This window comes from Evansella cellulosilytica DSM 2522 (genome assembly GCF_000177235.2).
GTDB lineage: Bacteria > Bacillota > Bacilli > Bacillales > Salisediminibacteriaceae > Evansella > Evansella cellulosilytica.
The window spans coordinates 1,028,132-1,042,809 of record NC_014829.1 but is presented as its reverse complement, the minus strand read 5'-3'; the positions used below and the strand labels follow the sequence as shown (position 1 = coordinate 1,042,809).

Here is a 14,678-nt window from a genome sequence, read left to right as displayed (position 1 = left end):
TTTGGCTAACCTTAAAGCTACGATTTTATTTTAATTTGTGAGGTGTTGAATATGGAACAAAAGCGTGCTGTAGTAAGTGTTATCGGAAAGGATCAAGTTGGCATCATCGCAAACGTGACTCAAGTTTTATCCGAGCAAAATATCAATATTTTAGATATTAGTCAAACGATTCTACAAGACTTTTTTACGATGATGATGCTCGTAGATGTTTCCGAGCTAGCAGACCTTGATGAGCTCCATCAAGCATTTGAAGTTGTGAGTAAAAATCTTAATCTTAAAATTCACATTCAGCTGGAAGATGTTTTTCAAGCGATGCACCGCGTTTAAAGGAGACAGGAGAAATGACGATGAATATTGGTTTTACAGAAATTCAAGAAACGATTCGAATGGTTCAAATGGAAAGCCTAGACATTAGAACAGTGACGATGGGCATTAACCTTCGTGATTGCGCTGATGCTCAGTTTTCTAGCTTAAATGAAAAAGTGTATAAAAAAATTACTAGTTATGCTAAAGACTTAAAAACAGTTTCTGAAAAAGTAGAAAAGGAATATGGGATTCCTATCATTAACAAACGTATATCTATTACGCCTATAGCAGAAATACTAGGACATGCAACTGTGGAAGAAGCCGTTGAACTAGCGAAAACGTTAGACTCAGCAGCCTCAGAATTAGGTGTTGATTTCATCGGTGGCTATTCAGCGTTAGTACATAAAGGAATTTCAAAGGGCGATCAAACGCTCCTTGATGCTTTACCAGAAGCATTAAGCGTAACGAACAAAGTATGTGCCTCCGTCTCCGTTGCCACTACTCGAACGGGGATTAACATGGATGCAGTCCGGAAAATGGGGGAGATCATCAAGGAAGCTTCTGAAAAAACGAAGGACAATAATGGAATTGCTTGCGCAAAACTCGTAGTTTTCTGTAATCCTGTGGAAGATAATCCGTTTATGGCTGGTGCTTTTCACGGAGCTGGTGAGGGTGAAGCAGTTATTAATGTAGGGGTGAGTGGACCTGGTGTCGTGCTAAATGCATTAAAGCGATACCCTGATGCTGACCTCGGTCAAGTAGCCGATATTATCAAGAAAACGGCATTTAAAATCACTCGCGCTGGCGAGCTATTAGGACGTGTTGTCGCAGAGCGTTTAGAAATCCCCTTTGGAATCATGGACTTATCTTTAGCTCCTACAAACGCCATGAATGATAGTGTCGCAGAAATTCTAGAAGAGATTGGCCTAGAGCGCGTCGGCACACACGGTACGATAGCTGCTTTAGCATTAATGAATGATGCAGTAAAAAAAGGCGGTGCTATGGCAAGCTCTTATGTCGGTGGGTTAAGTGGGGCTTTCATTCCAGTTAGTGAGGATAACGGGATGATTAAAGGAATTGTAGACGATGCGCTATCATTATCTAAGCTAGAAGCAATGACTTGCGTCTGTTCCGTCGGACTTGACATGATTGCATTAACCGGAGATGTTTCTGCAGCTAGCTTATCGGGAATTATCGCTGACGAAGCAGCCATCGGAATGATTAACAAAAAAACAACAGCCGTTCGTGTCATCCCTGTTCCTGGTAAAAAAGAAGGTGACATCGTTGAATTTGGAGGCTTATTGGGACGTGCACCAGTGATGGGTGTAAATCCATTTAGCTCGGAAAAGCTTATAAAGCGTGGTGGAAGAATCCCAGCACCACTGCAGGCGTTGATTAATTAGAATAAAGGGCGTTTTCTTTTAGTGAAGGTAAGGTGGTTGGTTGGTGCGCCGTCTTACCTTTATTTGTTATTTTATTTGTATAGGGGGCGATGGGACGTGGTATCTTACCTTCACAATCATTTTTCGTCGCTCGCTCATTGGCAGATGGCGCAACCCAACCCGCTCCAGCACCTTCCCCATCTATCACACTGTTAACAAATACAAAGATAAAGTTAGTACGATCATGGCAAATAAGCATATAGTGTCTTTGTTTTTCCAGGTTAATTGACGGAAGGTTGTCCGCTGTTCTCCTGATTGATACCCTCGCACTTCCATTGCATTCGCCATTTCTTCCGCACGGTTTAACGAACTCACAAATAAGGGGAGAAATACTGGTACTAGCACCTTCATTTGCTTTAAGAGATTCCCTTCTCCAAACTCACTTCCTCTCGCTCGTTGTGCATCCATTATTTTTTGCGTTTCGTCTAGTAAGTTAGGGATGAAGCGTAATGAGATTGATAGCATTAACGCTAAATCATTTACTGGTATTTTAAATATGCGTAGCGGTCGTAACAAATAGTTAATGCCATCTGTGAGATCTATTGGCTTCGTAGTTAGCGTAATTGCAGTAGTAACGAATACGATCATAACGAATCGGAAAAAAATATGAATGCCATTTACGACGCCGAATTGGGTAATTGTAATAGGGCCATAATCGACATACACCGTGCCTCCAGTTCTAAACAAGACTTGAATAAACACAGTGAATAGGATTAGCCAAATGAGTGGTCGAACGCCGCGCAAATATGTTTTAAAGCCAACTCCTGACAGCTTCATCACTAGAAAAGTAAATAACCAAAGTAGTGCATAAGCCTCCCAGTTGCGAGCTAGAAAAATAATGAAAATAAAGGCTACACCTGAAACTAGCTTTGCTCTTGGATCTAGTTTATGAAGCGATGTGTCTCCTGGGAAATAACGGCCAAGTATTAGTTTATTCATGCTAATCCCGCCTCAATTAAAGACTCTGTCAATTCCTCAATCGTTAAGCAAACTTTGGGTAGTTTAACCCCTGTTTTTTCTTCGATTTTCATTTGAAACTTGAGTGCTTCTGGTACATCTAGCTGCCATTTATCAATGATCGCTTTGTTCGAAAATACGTTGCGGACGGCGTCGTGGAGCACGACTGTCCCTTTGTCCATAATGACAATATTATTTGCAAATTGAGCAACGTCTTCCATATCGTGTGTCACGATTAAAGTAGTAAGGCCTTGCTCTTTGTGCCACGATGCTATTGACGACAATATATCTAGTTTTCCTTTCGGGTCTAAGCCTGCACCTGGTTCATCAAGCACAAGTATATCTGGTTCCATCGCTAAAATACCTGCTATTGCTATTCGGCGTTTTTGTCCTCCTGAAAGTGTGAATGGTGACTTTGACAATATGTCAGCTGTTAAACCGACTTGCTTGATGACTTTTCTCGCCAATTCCTTCGCTTCTTCTTTAGATGCACCGAAATTCAATGGGCCAAAACAAATATCTTGCTCAACCGTTTCAGCAAAGAGCTGCGACTCTGGAAATTGGAACACCATCCCGACTCGTTTTCTAATTGATTTTAGAGCTTTTTTATTTTTACCTGGAGTGATAATAGCATCACCAATAGTCACTTTGCCCTGCTTTGGTAGTAGTAATCCATTCATTATTTTTAATAAGCTTGATTTTCCGGCACCTGTTTTTCCAATTACGGCAGTAAAAGAGCCAGATTCAACTTTCATTTCAACATCTTGCAGGACATTAAAGCTACGAATAGGTCCCAATTGGTAGTCAGCGGTTACATGTTCCAATTTCACTTCCATATCCAGTTCACCACTTCTTCTTCTGTCATATATTGATTAGGGACATGTCTCCCCTTTTTTTCTAATGAACGCCTTAGTTTTTCTGGAAAAGGGGGCTCTAAATCTCGTTGTTGCATGAATACTTCGCTCGGTTTACCAGTTTGGGAGATTTCACCGTTTTTCATTAATAAAAGTCGATCAGCAGCTGCCGCCTCGTTCATATCGTGTGTGATAGATATGATCGTTACCCCTTCTATTTCTTTTAGTCGTCTTAATGTTTTTAACAAGCCTTCTCTCCCTTTTGGATCAAGCATAACGAAAGCCTCGTCAAAAATAATGACGTTTGGGTGAAGCGCTAATATGCCAGCAATTGCAACACGCTGCTTTTGTCCACCTGATAGACGAGAGGGGTCATGAAACCGGTATTCTAGCATACCTACTTTCTCTAAAGCACACTCGACTCTTAATTTCATTTCTTCGTATGGTACATTTAAGCTTTCTAAGCTAAAGGCAACATCATCCTGTACCGTTGTACCGATAAATTGGTTATCAGGGTTTTGAAAAACTAATCCGACTTTACTACGAATTCGCCATTTCGATTTTTCCGTTAACGCTGTGCCATCAACCGTTATACAACCGTCTAACGGTGTTAATAAACCGACTAACAATTGCGCTAAAGTAGATTTCCCGGAACCATTACCACCAATAATTGCGAGCCATTCTCCTTTATTAACTGAAAAAGAGAGGTTTGCTACGGTGTTTATTTCAGACCTTAAGTCATAGCGGAATGAGAGGTTTTTCACCTCTAATATAGGTGCGCTCATCGCAGCAGCCTCCTTTTATCGTTTTCATCGAGCATGCATGTTACGGTTGAGGAAGGTCGACTACCTCATAGTTTTCATTCGTTAATGTAAATCTATCAACTAAGCCTGATGTGACAAATATTTCCCTGTCTCTCGTAACAAATACCGCGTCTACTCCATCTACATTTTCTACATATTCAAAGCCCTCGTTTACTCCCATACCGAAAACTGCTGTAGAGTAAGCATCTCCATCGATTGATTCCTCTGAAACGATCGTCACTCCAGCAAGTTCATTCATAAATGGATAACCGTCAAATGGGTTTAGTAAATGGTGGTATTCTCCATCCTCTTCCTTCAGTATTCGCTCATATATTCCAGATGTTACGATCGACTCATCAGTAGCATCAATCGTGCCAACTGGCTGTCCTCTACTAGCTAACGGATCCTGAATCCCTATTGACCAAGGTTTTCCTGAAGGGTTGTTACCAATGACGATGATGTCCCCACCTAAATCTATTATTCCTGCAGTAACACCGTGCTCTACCATCAACTCTGCAATTAAATCTGCAATGTATCCTTTCGCTATCCCACCTAAATCTAATCTCATTCCCTCTTCTGCTAAAAATACAGTCTGCTTCTCTTTGTTAATCTCAATTTTCGTATGGTCCATTAATGGTAAAATTTCATCTATTTCATGCTGTTCTGGCTTACGTGCATCGTCAAAGCCGATGTTCCATAGTGATGTTAACGGACCTACTGCAATATTAAATAATCCACTCGTATCTTCGGCATGGGTGATGCCTCTTTCAACTAACTTAAATACTACAGGGGAAACTTCAACAGGCTCTACACCTGCATTTTCGTTTATATTGTCCACATCTGATCCTTCTATATTAACGGCTATTTTGTCACCTAACTCATGGATTCTTTCAAAGGCAGCATCCATTACCTCTTCTTTTCCTTCATCATATATTCTCAAAGTAACGACCGTCCCAATAGCCATCTCTGTTTTTCTTATAGGCTTTTCTGATACGCTTCCCTCTGATGGTGAGCTTGCTGCGCTTCCACATCCAATTAGGAAACCCGCTAATGAAATCAACGATACGAAAGCATAAAACTTTTTCATAGTTAACCCTCATCTCAATAATATTTTTAATGTAACCGAACCTGTGAAATAAATCACAAATAATCACCGCTAGTATAGCATCGCTCTTTTTTTCTGTCTATATAGCCAAAAGCTAGCATTCAAGATCAAGATTCATTTTGAAAAACGAAAAGTATTGCTACCTTAAGCTTAAAATAGTTTATTAACTTTATAGTGCATAAAATATGATATTATTATGAACATTTTAGTTTAATAACTTTGTTACTATTCCGTGAACTTCATAGACAGATACATAAAGGAGATGTAAACTTTATGTTAGTTGTTCATAACTTCACAAGCGATTTCTTCTTGTGGATATTAAGGAGTGAAAATATTATGGCAGAGAAGAACATTGTCATCATTGGCGCAGGCTATGCAGGAGTTGCCGCAGCAAAAAAGCTTGCTAAGAAATACAAGAAAGACGATTCTGTGTCTATTACTTTAATAGATCGTCATTCTTACCATACTATGATGACCGAATTACATGAGGTTGCTGCACACCGTGTAGAGCCTGACGCAATCCAGTTCGACTTAAGACGTCTTTTTAATCGAACGAAAGTGAAACTTGTCACAGACAATGTGACAAAAGTAGATCATGAGAGCAAAACAGTGAAAACAACGCACGGAGAGTTTTCCTATGACTACCTTATTTTAGGTATGGGGGGAGAGCCTAACGATTTTGGTACTCCAGGTGTTGGCGAACACGGATTTACATTATGGTCTTGGGAAGATGCAGTAAAGCTTCGCGAGCATATTGAAAAAACGGTTCAAAAGGCTGCACAAGTTCATGATGAAGCAACACGAAGAGCTATGCTCACATTTACTGTCTGTGGATCGGGCTTTACAGGAATTGAAATGGTTGGTGAATTAATAGAGTGGAAGGATCGTCTAGCAAAGCAAAACAAACTAGATGTGGAAGATATTACACTGCAAGTGATTGAAGCTGCACCGACTATTTTAAACATGCTTGACAGAAAAGATGCAGATAAGGCAGAAAAATACTTAGTTAAAAAAGGCGTAGAAATCTTAAAGAGCTCCCCTATCGTTGAAGTAAAAGCTGATTCGATTCTACTAAAAACAGGTCAAGTAATACCGACGCATACACTTATCTGGACTGCAGGAGTGAAAGCAAACTCGGATACAGAAGACTATGGTATGTCCACTGGACGCGCTGGTCGACTAAATGTAAATGCCTATATGGAAGCAGAAGGTTTAGAAAACGTTTATGTTGTTGGTGACTTAGCTTATTACGAGGAAGAGCCAGGTAAACCGATTCCACAAATCGTAGAGGCTGCCGAGCAAACGGCACATACAGCCGCTGATAACATCATCGCTGATATGAAAGGTACTGAGAAAAAGGAATACAAAGGTAAATATCACGGTGTTATGGTCTCTATCGGAGCAAGGTACGGTGTTGCAAACTTAAGTGGCATCCATCTTAGTGGATGGTTCGCAAACTTTATGAAGCACATGGTGAACTTATATTATTTCTTCACAATCAGAAGTGGCTACTATATGTGGCAATACGTATCACATGAGTTTTTCCATACAAAAGATAAAAGAAATGTGTTCCGTGGTCTACCAACACGATTTGGAAATGTACTATGGAGTGTCCCATTAAGGGTCGGTGTAGGGATATTTTGGTTAAGTGAAGCGCTACCTAAAGTTTGGGGTTATACGAAGTGGGAAGAAGCTACTGCTAGTTTTTCCTCATTACCGAAGCTTTTCCAAGGCTTTGGGGAAGATTCATGGCTAACAAGTTCAACACTGAACATGGATTTATGGTGGCTATCTGACGGTACTACTGCTGCTACAACCGCTGCTACAGACGGAGCTACATGGGCAGAGCCAATTTTAAGCGAAATTCCTTTCTGGTTTGAATGGATGATGAGACTTTCTCTTCCTTCAATGGAAATGGCTTTATTTGCTCAAAAAGTGATGGTGCTTCTAGAGGTTGCTATAGGATTTGCCCTTATTTTCGGTTTATTTACTTGGATTTCAAGTGCAGTAAGTGCTGGATTACTTCTTATGTTTACATTCACAGCCATGCTCGGATGGGATAAAGCTTGGGCATTCCCTGCTTCAATTGCACTGATGAATGGTTCTGGACGCACATTAGGCTTAGATTACTGGGTTATACCATACGTTCAACAAAAAGTTGGAAACTGGTGGTATGGAAAGGAAAGAGCGATCTATAGTGATCATCGTTCTAGCTCAACAACTACGACAAAATCTAAAGGCAAGAGTATGTAATCAAGATTTTTAAAGAGATAGAGTGTCTCATTAGGTTCATCACCTTTTGGGACACTCCATTAAAAATCTAGACATTGGAGGGGAAAAAAGAAAGCATGAAACTACTTCGACTTTTTAAACGTTGGGATTGGGTCATTATCGTAACACTACTTCTCTTATCTTTTTTGCCCTCTGCTGTCTTCAGTTATCAGCAGGCTGGAATTTCCGAAGATGCAGAGCTTGTTGCTATCATCTCTGTTGATAACGAAGTTGTTGAAGAAATTACACTTACAGGACATGTAGGAAATGACATACTTGATATCCCTGGTGTTCCGTGTGATACAGAATCGATTGAGTTAAAAGATGGACAAATTAGAATGAAAAGCTCTCACTGCCCAGAACAAATTTGTGTTTTAACAGGCTTTATTTCTAGACCAGGCCAAACGATTATTTGTCTACACCATAGGGTTATTATTGAAATTCAAGCTGTTCAAGGACATACAGATGAAATCATCATAAGCTATTAATGATAGTTTTAGAGATTCCCTAAAGTCTAATAGATTGGAAGTTGGGACATATGACAAAAAATCAACGACTCGTATATATCGCATTGTTAGCATCTCAAGCCGTCATTATCGGTTTACTAGAAAGAGCGATTCCCTTTCCATTCGCCTTTGCTCCTGGAGCAAAATTAGGTTTAGCCAATATTATTACAGTTATGGCGATTTACACTTTATCTACGAAAGACGCAGCAAAAGTTGTCGGGATAAGGATTGTTTTAACAGCTTTGTTAGGAGGAACAATTTCGACATTTATGTATAGCGCAGCTGGTGCAGTCATTAGCTTCATCGGTATGTGGGCTGTGCACAAGCTTGGTCCTTCTCGTGTGAGCATGATCGGCGTAAGTGTTACAGGAGCAATCTTACACAACGTAGGGCAATTAAGCATTGCAAGCTGGATTGCACAAACGTGGACTGTGCTCCTATATTTACCTGTATTGTCGTTTATCGGTGTCTTGTCAGGAATTGCTGTAGGTATAGCTGCTAACTATTTGCTTACTCACGTAGAAAAGCTTCATTACTATAAGGAGTTGCGTGATTTAAGAAAAGTGTAAATAGCTTAAATAGATGTAACATAATTCTAGAATGAAAGAGGTTAAGACTATGCGTGTACATCAAATGTGGGATGGATATCCTGAATTAAAAACAAATTTATCTTCTGTACTCTCTTTAATAGAGTCACATGTTCGTGTTCGTGACAAAACCGTTGCAGCAACCATTAATAATCTTGTTCACTCTGGTGGAAAGCTTCTCAGGCCTGCGTATTCACTCTTATGCTCCCAAATCGGACCAGATAGTGAAAAAGAAAAAGCAGTAGCCGTTGCGGCTGCGATTGAAGCCATTCACATGGCCTCCCTCGTTCATGATGACGTTATTGATGATGCGGACACGAGGCATAATCATGCAACGATTCATACAATGCATGGAAATAAATTTGCGATTTATTCAGGTGATTATTTGTTTTGTATTAGCTTTCAAATACTCGCTCAGCATGCTAGTTCCTTAGCCCATCTAGATTTTAACACTAGAGGAATGGAAAAAATACTAGCTGGTGAACTAGATCAATTAAATTCAAGATTTAAGCCATCGTTAAGTGTAAAAAGCTATTTATCAAGAGTTGCAGGGAAAACAGCTCAGCTTTTCGCCATTAGTTGTTATTCAGGTGCAATGGAAGGTGGTGCTACTCGAAAACAAGCAATGAACGCTTGGAATATGGGGCACTACATTGGAATGACCTTTCAAATAATGGATGACATATTAGATTTTAAAGGGTCTTCACATTGCCTTGGGAAGCCTGTGATGAGTGATTTGCAGCAAGGAATTTACACGTTACCGTTAATTTATGCTATGCAGCAAAAGCCTAACGCCTTTAAACCATTCCTAGAAAAAAAAGACATGCTAACAGAAAATGACTTAACAGTAATAGCCGAGCTCATTGACCAATATAAAGGAGTAGAAAAGGCACAGGCACTTGCTGATAAGTATACAGCAAAAGCGTTAAAACAGCTTAGCAAGCTCCCTTCCGGTGATTACAAAGAAATATTGGAGGAAGTTACTACAAAGCTACTAAAAAGAAAATCCTGAAAAAAAGGCCGATGAAAAAGTGGTGTTCTTTCACTTTTTCATCGGCCTCGTGTTCTTTCACTTTTTTAGTGGCCTCCTAAAAACCTTTCATCAGTTTTCTACATCATACTGATGAAAGGTTTTTATTTTTGAAAAAAATATTGAAACTGACGTTACGTCATTTTGTATAATGAAAATATGGGTGTCAGAAGAATAGGAGGAACACGTGATGATTTCTATTAAAGAAGTAGCCAAGCAAACTGGTGTTACTGTTAGAACGTTACGACATTATGATCATATCGGTTTGTTAAAGCCTTTAGGCAAGACTGAAGGTGGGCATCGCTTGTACGGGGAAGATGAAATGAAGAAGCTACAAGGAATCCAATTTTTAAAAACATTAAGATTTAGCCTAGCAGAAATAAAAGATTTATTAGATGATAATACACATGATTGGTACATGGAATTACAAAATCAATTAAACTACTGCATAAACGAAAAGCAGAAACTTGAACAAATGGAGTCCTTGATTCGAGGTTTGATGAACGAATTTACTATCGAGGGAAAAAATGATCTTTCCCATATTCAACAGCTTATTCGAATGTATGAAGATAATTCACATGAAAGAGAACGATTTCGACAAGAACGTTTTACTGAAAAAGAACACGAGCTCTTAGACCTTTTGCCTAATATTAATAATGGTGATCCAGATACAATAGAGTGGGTATCCTTACTTGCACAAATAAAAAAACATATGAATAAAGGCGTTGACTCAACTGAAATACAATCAATTATTCGTCGTATGCTAGAAAAAGAAAAAGAGACTTTTGGAAATGACCCGCAGTTTAGTGAAAAATTGTGGGAGGTTAGAAGCTCACAAGAGGAATCAAAAAAAGCAGGTTTCTACCCCATTGAACAAGAAGTCATTGAATTTGTTGAAGAAGCGACGAATTTTTATTTAAAGGGGGATAAATAAATGAATATCCTCTATGAATTTCACTGGGAAATCTTTATCGTCGCAGAAGTTGTGTCTGTTATTTGCCTATTGCTTTTTGGATTCTTCCGATATTTTTTAGAAAAACGGAAGCTTAGTATTTTCTTTATATTAATGTTCCTTTCTCTAATTGTTTTAGAAGCTATATTAGGCTTAATGATCTATAAGGAGACCGGAGAATTTTCAACGTTTTTAATCGTCATTATTATATTTGTAATTTACGCCTGCACATTTGGGATGTTTGACTTTATTCGTCTTGATCGCTGGATGCGGCAAAAAATTGGTAAGTTTCGCAAAGTCGAGCTATTAACGGAAAAAGATTATAAATTGATGGAACGAAACAAAGACCCTAAATACATTGCAAAAAAATATAGAATAAGTGCCACTATCCATTTCATTGTTTTTATTACCGGACAAACAATTCTTTGGTCAATTGGGACAAATAATGTAGAGGAAATGATTCGATACATAACAGACCTTTCATGGATAGAAGAAGGTGCAGTCGATAATTCTCCTTACCAGAACGAAACAATGTACTATATCGGAATGTTGTGGGGCCTCATTTTTATTATCGACTTTCTCTATTCCATGTCATACACTATCTTCCCAAGTAAGAAAGAGTAAGTGGTGCGGCAAGAAGTGGATTGACTACACTATGTATAAAAAAAGGATACTATTTCTATTTCAACTTAAAAACACATGTGATTTTATATAATCACATGTGTTTCGCATTACATTGACTAGACTTTACCTATCTATATATCCAGTCCTACAATGACTTTTCAATGGAATATTATTGTACTTCTACAGATCCTGTTACAGTACCCTCAGAAAGGTCTGCACTTGCTTCAAATTCTTCACTAGCAAAGTAAACATTTCCTTCAATAGTACCATTAGGAATACTGAAGTTGTTCGCTTCTACGTAAACGTCTCCAACGAATGTTCCACCTTGAAGTCTTGTGTTTTCATTTTGGATCGTTAACTTTGGAGCAGTTAACGTAAATTGTGCAGTAATATTACGATCAGCATCTTGCTCATATAAAGCTAATTTACGAGCTGGCTCATCACGGTGTGTATGGTTACCAGTTAACACAACTTCTTCATCTACTGTTAAATCATCTTGGAAAAGAATAATCCAAGGCCCATCTGCGCTTACACCATGGAAGAATGATTCAGCATCAGTAACCATGATTTGTGTTGCACCTGTTACTGCATCAGCTTCTTCTCCACCTTCAACAGATACAGTTCCTGTCACAGTACCACCAGAAAGGTCAGCACTTGCTTCGAATTCTTCGCTTGCAAAAGTAAGGTTTCCTTCGATTGTAGCGTCCGGAATACTAAAACCATTTGCAGCTACAACTACATCTCCAGCGAATGTACCACCTTGCAGTCTTGTGTTTTCACTTTCAATTGTAAGCTTTGGAGCAGTTAATGTGTATTGGTCTGTAATATTACGATCAGCATCTTGTGCATAAATAGCAATTTTACGTGCTGGCTCATCACGGTGAGTAAATTGTCCAGCTAAAACAATTTCTTCATCAACAGTTAAATCGTCTTCTAAAATAATGATCCAAGCACCGTCTTCGCTAATACCTTGTAAGAAAGAAGCTTCGTCAGTGACTACTACTTGCGTAGCACCTGTTGTTGCATCTGATTCTTCATCGCCACTTGTTTCGTCTTCTCCACAAGCCGCCATTAATCCTACTGATAATAATAATACTAATACTAATAAAAAGCCTTTGAATTTCATTAAGTAATCCCCCTGTCGTTAATTAATGTGATTTATTTCACAAGAAAATCTTATCATAAATTTTAGACATTTATAGTTAATATGTGTGTATAATTTGTGAAATTGTGAGCAAAGTTATTTAAGCACTATTATTATACAAATATCAATAAAAAGATTAATTTATATTTTTTTGTATTATATTTTCGTTCTAGGGAAAATTATATCTCGGGAGGTGATTTAGATGGCTAATAACAATAACAATAATCGTAATCGCAACAATCGTAACAACAACAATAATAACAACCAAGACTTAAACGTTAATGCAAACACTGAATTTGCAAACGAAAATGCTGCTAATGCAAACAACCGCAATAACAGAAACAACCGTAACAACCGCAACAACAACAATAACTAATTACTTATGATTCAACGATAACCTCCGACCAAAACGGATCGGAGGTTTTCAACTTTACTTATTATCTTGATCTGTGACTTTGGAATATATGCATGTATTTCTTACTTGTTTACCGTCGGGAGATAGGTCATCATTTTTTAATATTGCATCTAATGTGAAATCTAATCTTTCTGCTACAGCTCTACTACGATCATTTTGTTCGTCGCAGCATATTTCTACCCTTTTTGCTTTTATTTCCTTAAATGCATATTCCGTTATTCTCGTTATCGCTTCAGTCATGTACCCTTTTCCGCTATAGCGCGTATCGATCCAGTAGCCAATCTCGCACTTAGGAATGTCCCAATTAATTCTATGTAAACCAGAACAGCCGATGAGTTCACCGGTTTCTCTAGAAAAAATAAGAAGTCGTAAGTCCTCTCGACTTAAAAACTTCACATGAGCTTCTCGTATATTTTCCTCAACATCTTCTAACGTTTGCTGCTTTTGAGCAAATGGTAACCACGGCTTTAATTCAGTTATCGATGCATTAATTGCCTTAAACACCTTTTCCCCATCACCCGGTAACGGCATTCTGATCATTAATCTTTCGGTGTAAAATTCCGTTGGTAACTCTATCATGATTGGTTTAGTCACTTTATTCACCCATTTCTACTTTTATCTAGGTTTTATTATAACGTAGTCAAATGAAAAAATTGAGTTATTTTAATCGGGTCAGATTAGGTTTATCCCGGGTTCGTTCTAACCCGGGTTCATTTACCTCACCTTCAGGCTCTCTCTTGCTCTCGTTTCCTCCCTTTTTGAAGGTGATACTTTTGAACCCGGGTTCACTCTAACCCGGGTTACTTTTCCTCACCTTCAGGCTCTCTCTTGCTCTCGTTTCCTCCCTTTTTGAAGGTGATACTTTTCAACCCGGGTTCGCTTTAACCCGGGTTCGCTTTAACCCGGGTTCGCGCACCTCACCTACGACAATAAAAATTGAAAGCATATATAAAAGGATAATCCCAAATGAAATTTGAGTTTATCCTTTACATAGTTGGACCGTCTATCTGTAGTTTAAAAATTAATCTTTCTTCTTTTTCTTTAATTCCTCAGTTACGTCCATATCCTCAGCGAATTCCGTGCTAAACTGCGGTGGAGAGAACATCGTGCCTTTTTTCATATTAAATGCTTTCACTAATACGAATTCATGATAAATTGCTTCTAAAAAGGAGATAAAGAATGCTGCTAAAAGTGCAAATCCTAACGTAGGGACAATTCCGTCCATAACCGTGACATTTAGTAACCAAAGCACAATAGAGTAAAGCCCTAAGTCAGCAAGAGATGCAATGAAGTTTCCGTATCGAGGATAAATGAGTAAATCCCCAATGACATAAGCAGGTATTACTGCAATAAAAGCAGCAAATAAAATCCAAGAAATAGCTACTTCAAAAAAAGTTAATGTAGACAATAGAACTAGGCTGACAAATCCAAATTTTATTAATAATGCAATGACGTGCTTCATTGTTATAAAAACTCCTTTTTAAGTGGAATTTTTTAATTGCATTATTATCATGTACAGTTTTTAATTAAATATAAATGTGATAAAGATTTGCCTTTTAACAAACAATATAGTAAACGGTTTATGTACATTCAAATAACTTAACTTGCAATTAGATCCTTTAGTATCGTCACTGTTCCGAGTTTTAATGAATAAGTGCGGATAACTTTACACTGTTTTTCTA

16 protein-coding genes are annotated in these 14,678 nt (G+C 38.4%); 9 read left to right on the top strand and 7 right to left on the bottom strand.

Annotation, left to right across the window (positions count from 1 at the left end; genetic code table 11):
• Window positions 1-51 precede the first annotated feature (51 nt).
• Together BCELL_RS04675 and BCELL_RS04670 are read left to right on the top strand one after the other, a co-directional pair.
• Window positions 52-327 (top strand): ACT domain-containing protein, encoded by a 276-nt coding sequence (locus BCELL_RS04675; RefSeq protein WP_013487536.1) that lies wholly within the window; start codon window positions 52-54, stop codon window positions 325-327.
• Between the two features lie 20 nt (window positions 328-347).
• The gene (locus tag BCELL_RS04670; RefSeq protein WP_041808620.1) at window positions 348-1,709 is read left to right on the top strand and encodes a PFL family protein; all 1,362 of its coding nucleotides are present in this window, start codon (window positions 348-350) and stop codon (window positions 1,707-1,709) included.
• 183 nt (window positions 1,710-1,892) lie between these two features.
• On the opposite strand, the gene BCELL_RS04665 is transcribed toward BCELL_RS04670, so the two are convergent.
• The 4 genes from BCELL_RS04665 to BCELL_RS04650 are packed head-to-tail and all read right to left on the bottom strand — an operon-like array spanning window position 1,893 to window position 5,449.
• Window positions 1,893-2,687: an energy-coupling factor transporter transmembrane component T family protein gene (locus BCELL_RS04665; protein ID WP_013487533.1), complete on the bottom strand. Its 795-nt coding sequence runs from the start codon at window positions 2,685-2,687 to the stop codon at window positions 1,893-1,895.
• Window positions 2,684-3,541 (bottom strand): energy-coupling factor transporter ATPase, encoded by an 858-nt coding sequence (locus BCELL_RS04660; protein WP_041808130.1) that lies wholly within the window; start codon window positions 3,539-3,541, stop codon window positions 2,684-2,686. Before BCELL_RS04660 ends, BCELL_RS04665 begins: the two co-directional genes overlap by 4 nt.
• Window positions 3,532-4,344, bottom strand: a complete 813-nt coding sequence (locus BCELL_RS04655) for an energy-coupling factor transporter ATPase (RefSeq protein ID WP_013487531.1) — start codon at window positions 4,342-4,344, stop codon at window positions 3,532-3,534. Before BCELL_RS04655 ends, BCELL_RS04660 begins: the two co-directional genes overlap by 10 nt.
• A 40-nt stretch (window positions 4,345-4,384) precedes the next feature.
• Entirely contained in the window at window positions 4,385-5,449 is a 1,065-nt protein-coding gene (locus BCELL_RS04650; RefSeq protein WP_013487530.1) for an FAD:protein FMN transferase, read from the bottom strand.
• 354 nt (window positions 5,450-5,803) lie between these two features.
• Here BCELL_RS04650 and BCELL_RS04645 point away from each other — a divergent pair, with 354 nt between their 5' ends.
• The 6 genes from BCELL_RS04645 to BCELL_RS04620 all read left to right on the top strand — a co-directional run bounded on the left by BCELL_RS04645 (window position 5,804) and on the right by BCELL_RS04620 (window position 11,437).
• The gene (locus BCELL_RS04645) at window positions 5,804-7,720 is read left to right on the top strand and encodes an FAD-dependent oxidoreductase (RefSeq protein ID WP_049786622.1); all 1,917 of its coding nucleotides are present in this window, start codon (window positions 5,804-5,806) and stop codon (window positions 7,718-7,720) included.
• 95 nt (window positions 7,721-7,815) lie between these two features.
• Window positions 7,816-8,226 carry a NusG domain II-containing protein gene (locus BCELL_RS04640; protein WP_013487528.1) on the top strand — a complete coding sequence of 137 codons (411 nt, stop codon included), beginning with the start codon at window positions 7,816-7,818 and terminating at the stop codon, window positions 8,224-8,226.
• A gap of 50 nt (window positions 8,227-8,276) precedes the next feature.
• Entirely contained in the window at window positions 8,277-8,813 is a 537-nt protein-coding gene (locus BCELL_RS04635; RefSeq protein ID WP_013487527.1) for a Gx transporter family protein, read from the top strand.
• A gap of 49 nt (window positions 8,814-8,862) precedes the next feature.
• Complete coding sequence (locus BCELL_RS04630) at window positions 8,863-9,843, top strand: polyprenyl synthetase family protein (protein ID WP_013487526.1); 981 nt, start codon at window positions 8,863-8,865, stop codon at window positions 9,841-9,843.
• Between the two features lie 208 nt (window positions 9,844-10,051).
• Window positions 10,052-10,795, top strand: a complete 744-nt coding sequence (locus tag BCELL_RS04625; RefSeq protein ID WP_013487525.1) for a MerR family transcriptional regulator — start codon at window positions 10,052-10,054, stop codon at window positions 10,793-10,795.
• Window positions 10,796-11,437, top strand: coding sequence for a hypothetical protein (locus BCELL_RS04620; RefSeq protein WP_013487524.1), 642 nt, complete (start codon window positions 10,796-10,798; stop codon window positions 11,435-11,437). It begins immediately after the preceding gene.
• Between the two features lie 169 nt (window positions 11,438-11,606).
• On the opposite strand, the gene BCELL_RS04615 is transcribed toward BCELL_RS04620, so the two are convergent.
• Window positions 11,607-12,563, bottom strand: coding sequence for a hypothetical protein (locus tag BCELL_RS04615; RefSeq protein ID WP_013487523.1), 957 nt, complete (start codon window positions 12,561-12,563; stop codon window positions 11,607-11,609).
• A 220-nt stretch (window positions 12,564-12,783) separates the two neighbouring features.
• On the opposite strand from BCELL_RS04615, the gene BCELL_RS22875 reads away from it, so the two are divergent.
• The gene (locus BCELL_RS22875; RefSeq protein ID WP_013487522.1) at window positions 12,784-12,957 is read left to right on the top strand and encodes a hypothetical protein; all 174 of its coding nucleotides are present in this window, start codon (window positions 12,784-12,786) and stop codon (window positions 12,955-12,957) included.
• A 54-nt stretch (window positions 12,958-13,011) separates the two neighbouring features.
• Here the strand turns inward: BCELL_RS22875 and BCELL_RS04610 are convergent, their stop codons facing one another.
• Together BCELL_RS04610 and BCELL_RS21480 are read right to left on the bottom strand one after the other, a co-directional pair.
• Complete coding sequence (locus BCELL_RS04610; RefSeq protein ID WP_013487521.1) at window positions 13,012-13,575, bottom strand: GNAT family N-acetyltransferase; 564 nt, start codon at window positions 13,573-13,575, stop codon at window positions 13,012-13,014.
• 442 nt (window positions 13,576-14,017) lie between these two features.
• Window positions 14,018-14,458 carry a YndM family protein gene (locus tag BCELL_RS21480; protein WP_013487520.1) on the bottom strand — a complete coding sequence of 147 codons (441 nt, stop codon included), beginning with the start codon at window positions 14,456-14,458 and terminating at the stop codon, window positions 14,018-14,020.
• Window positions 14,459-14,678 lie beyond the last annotated feature (220 nt).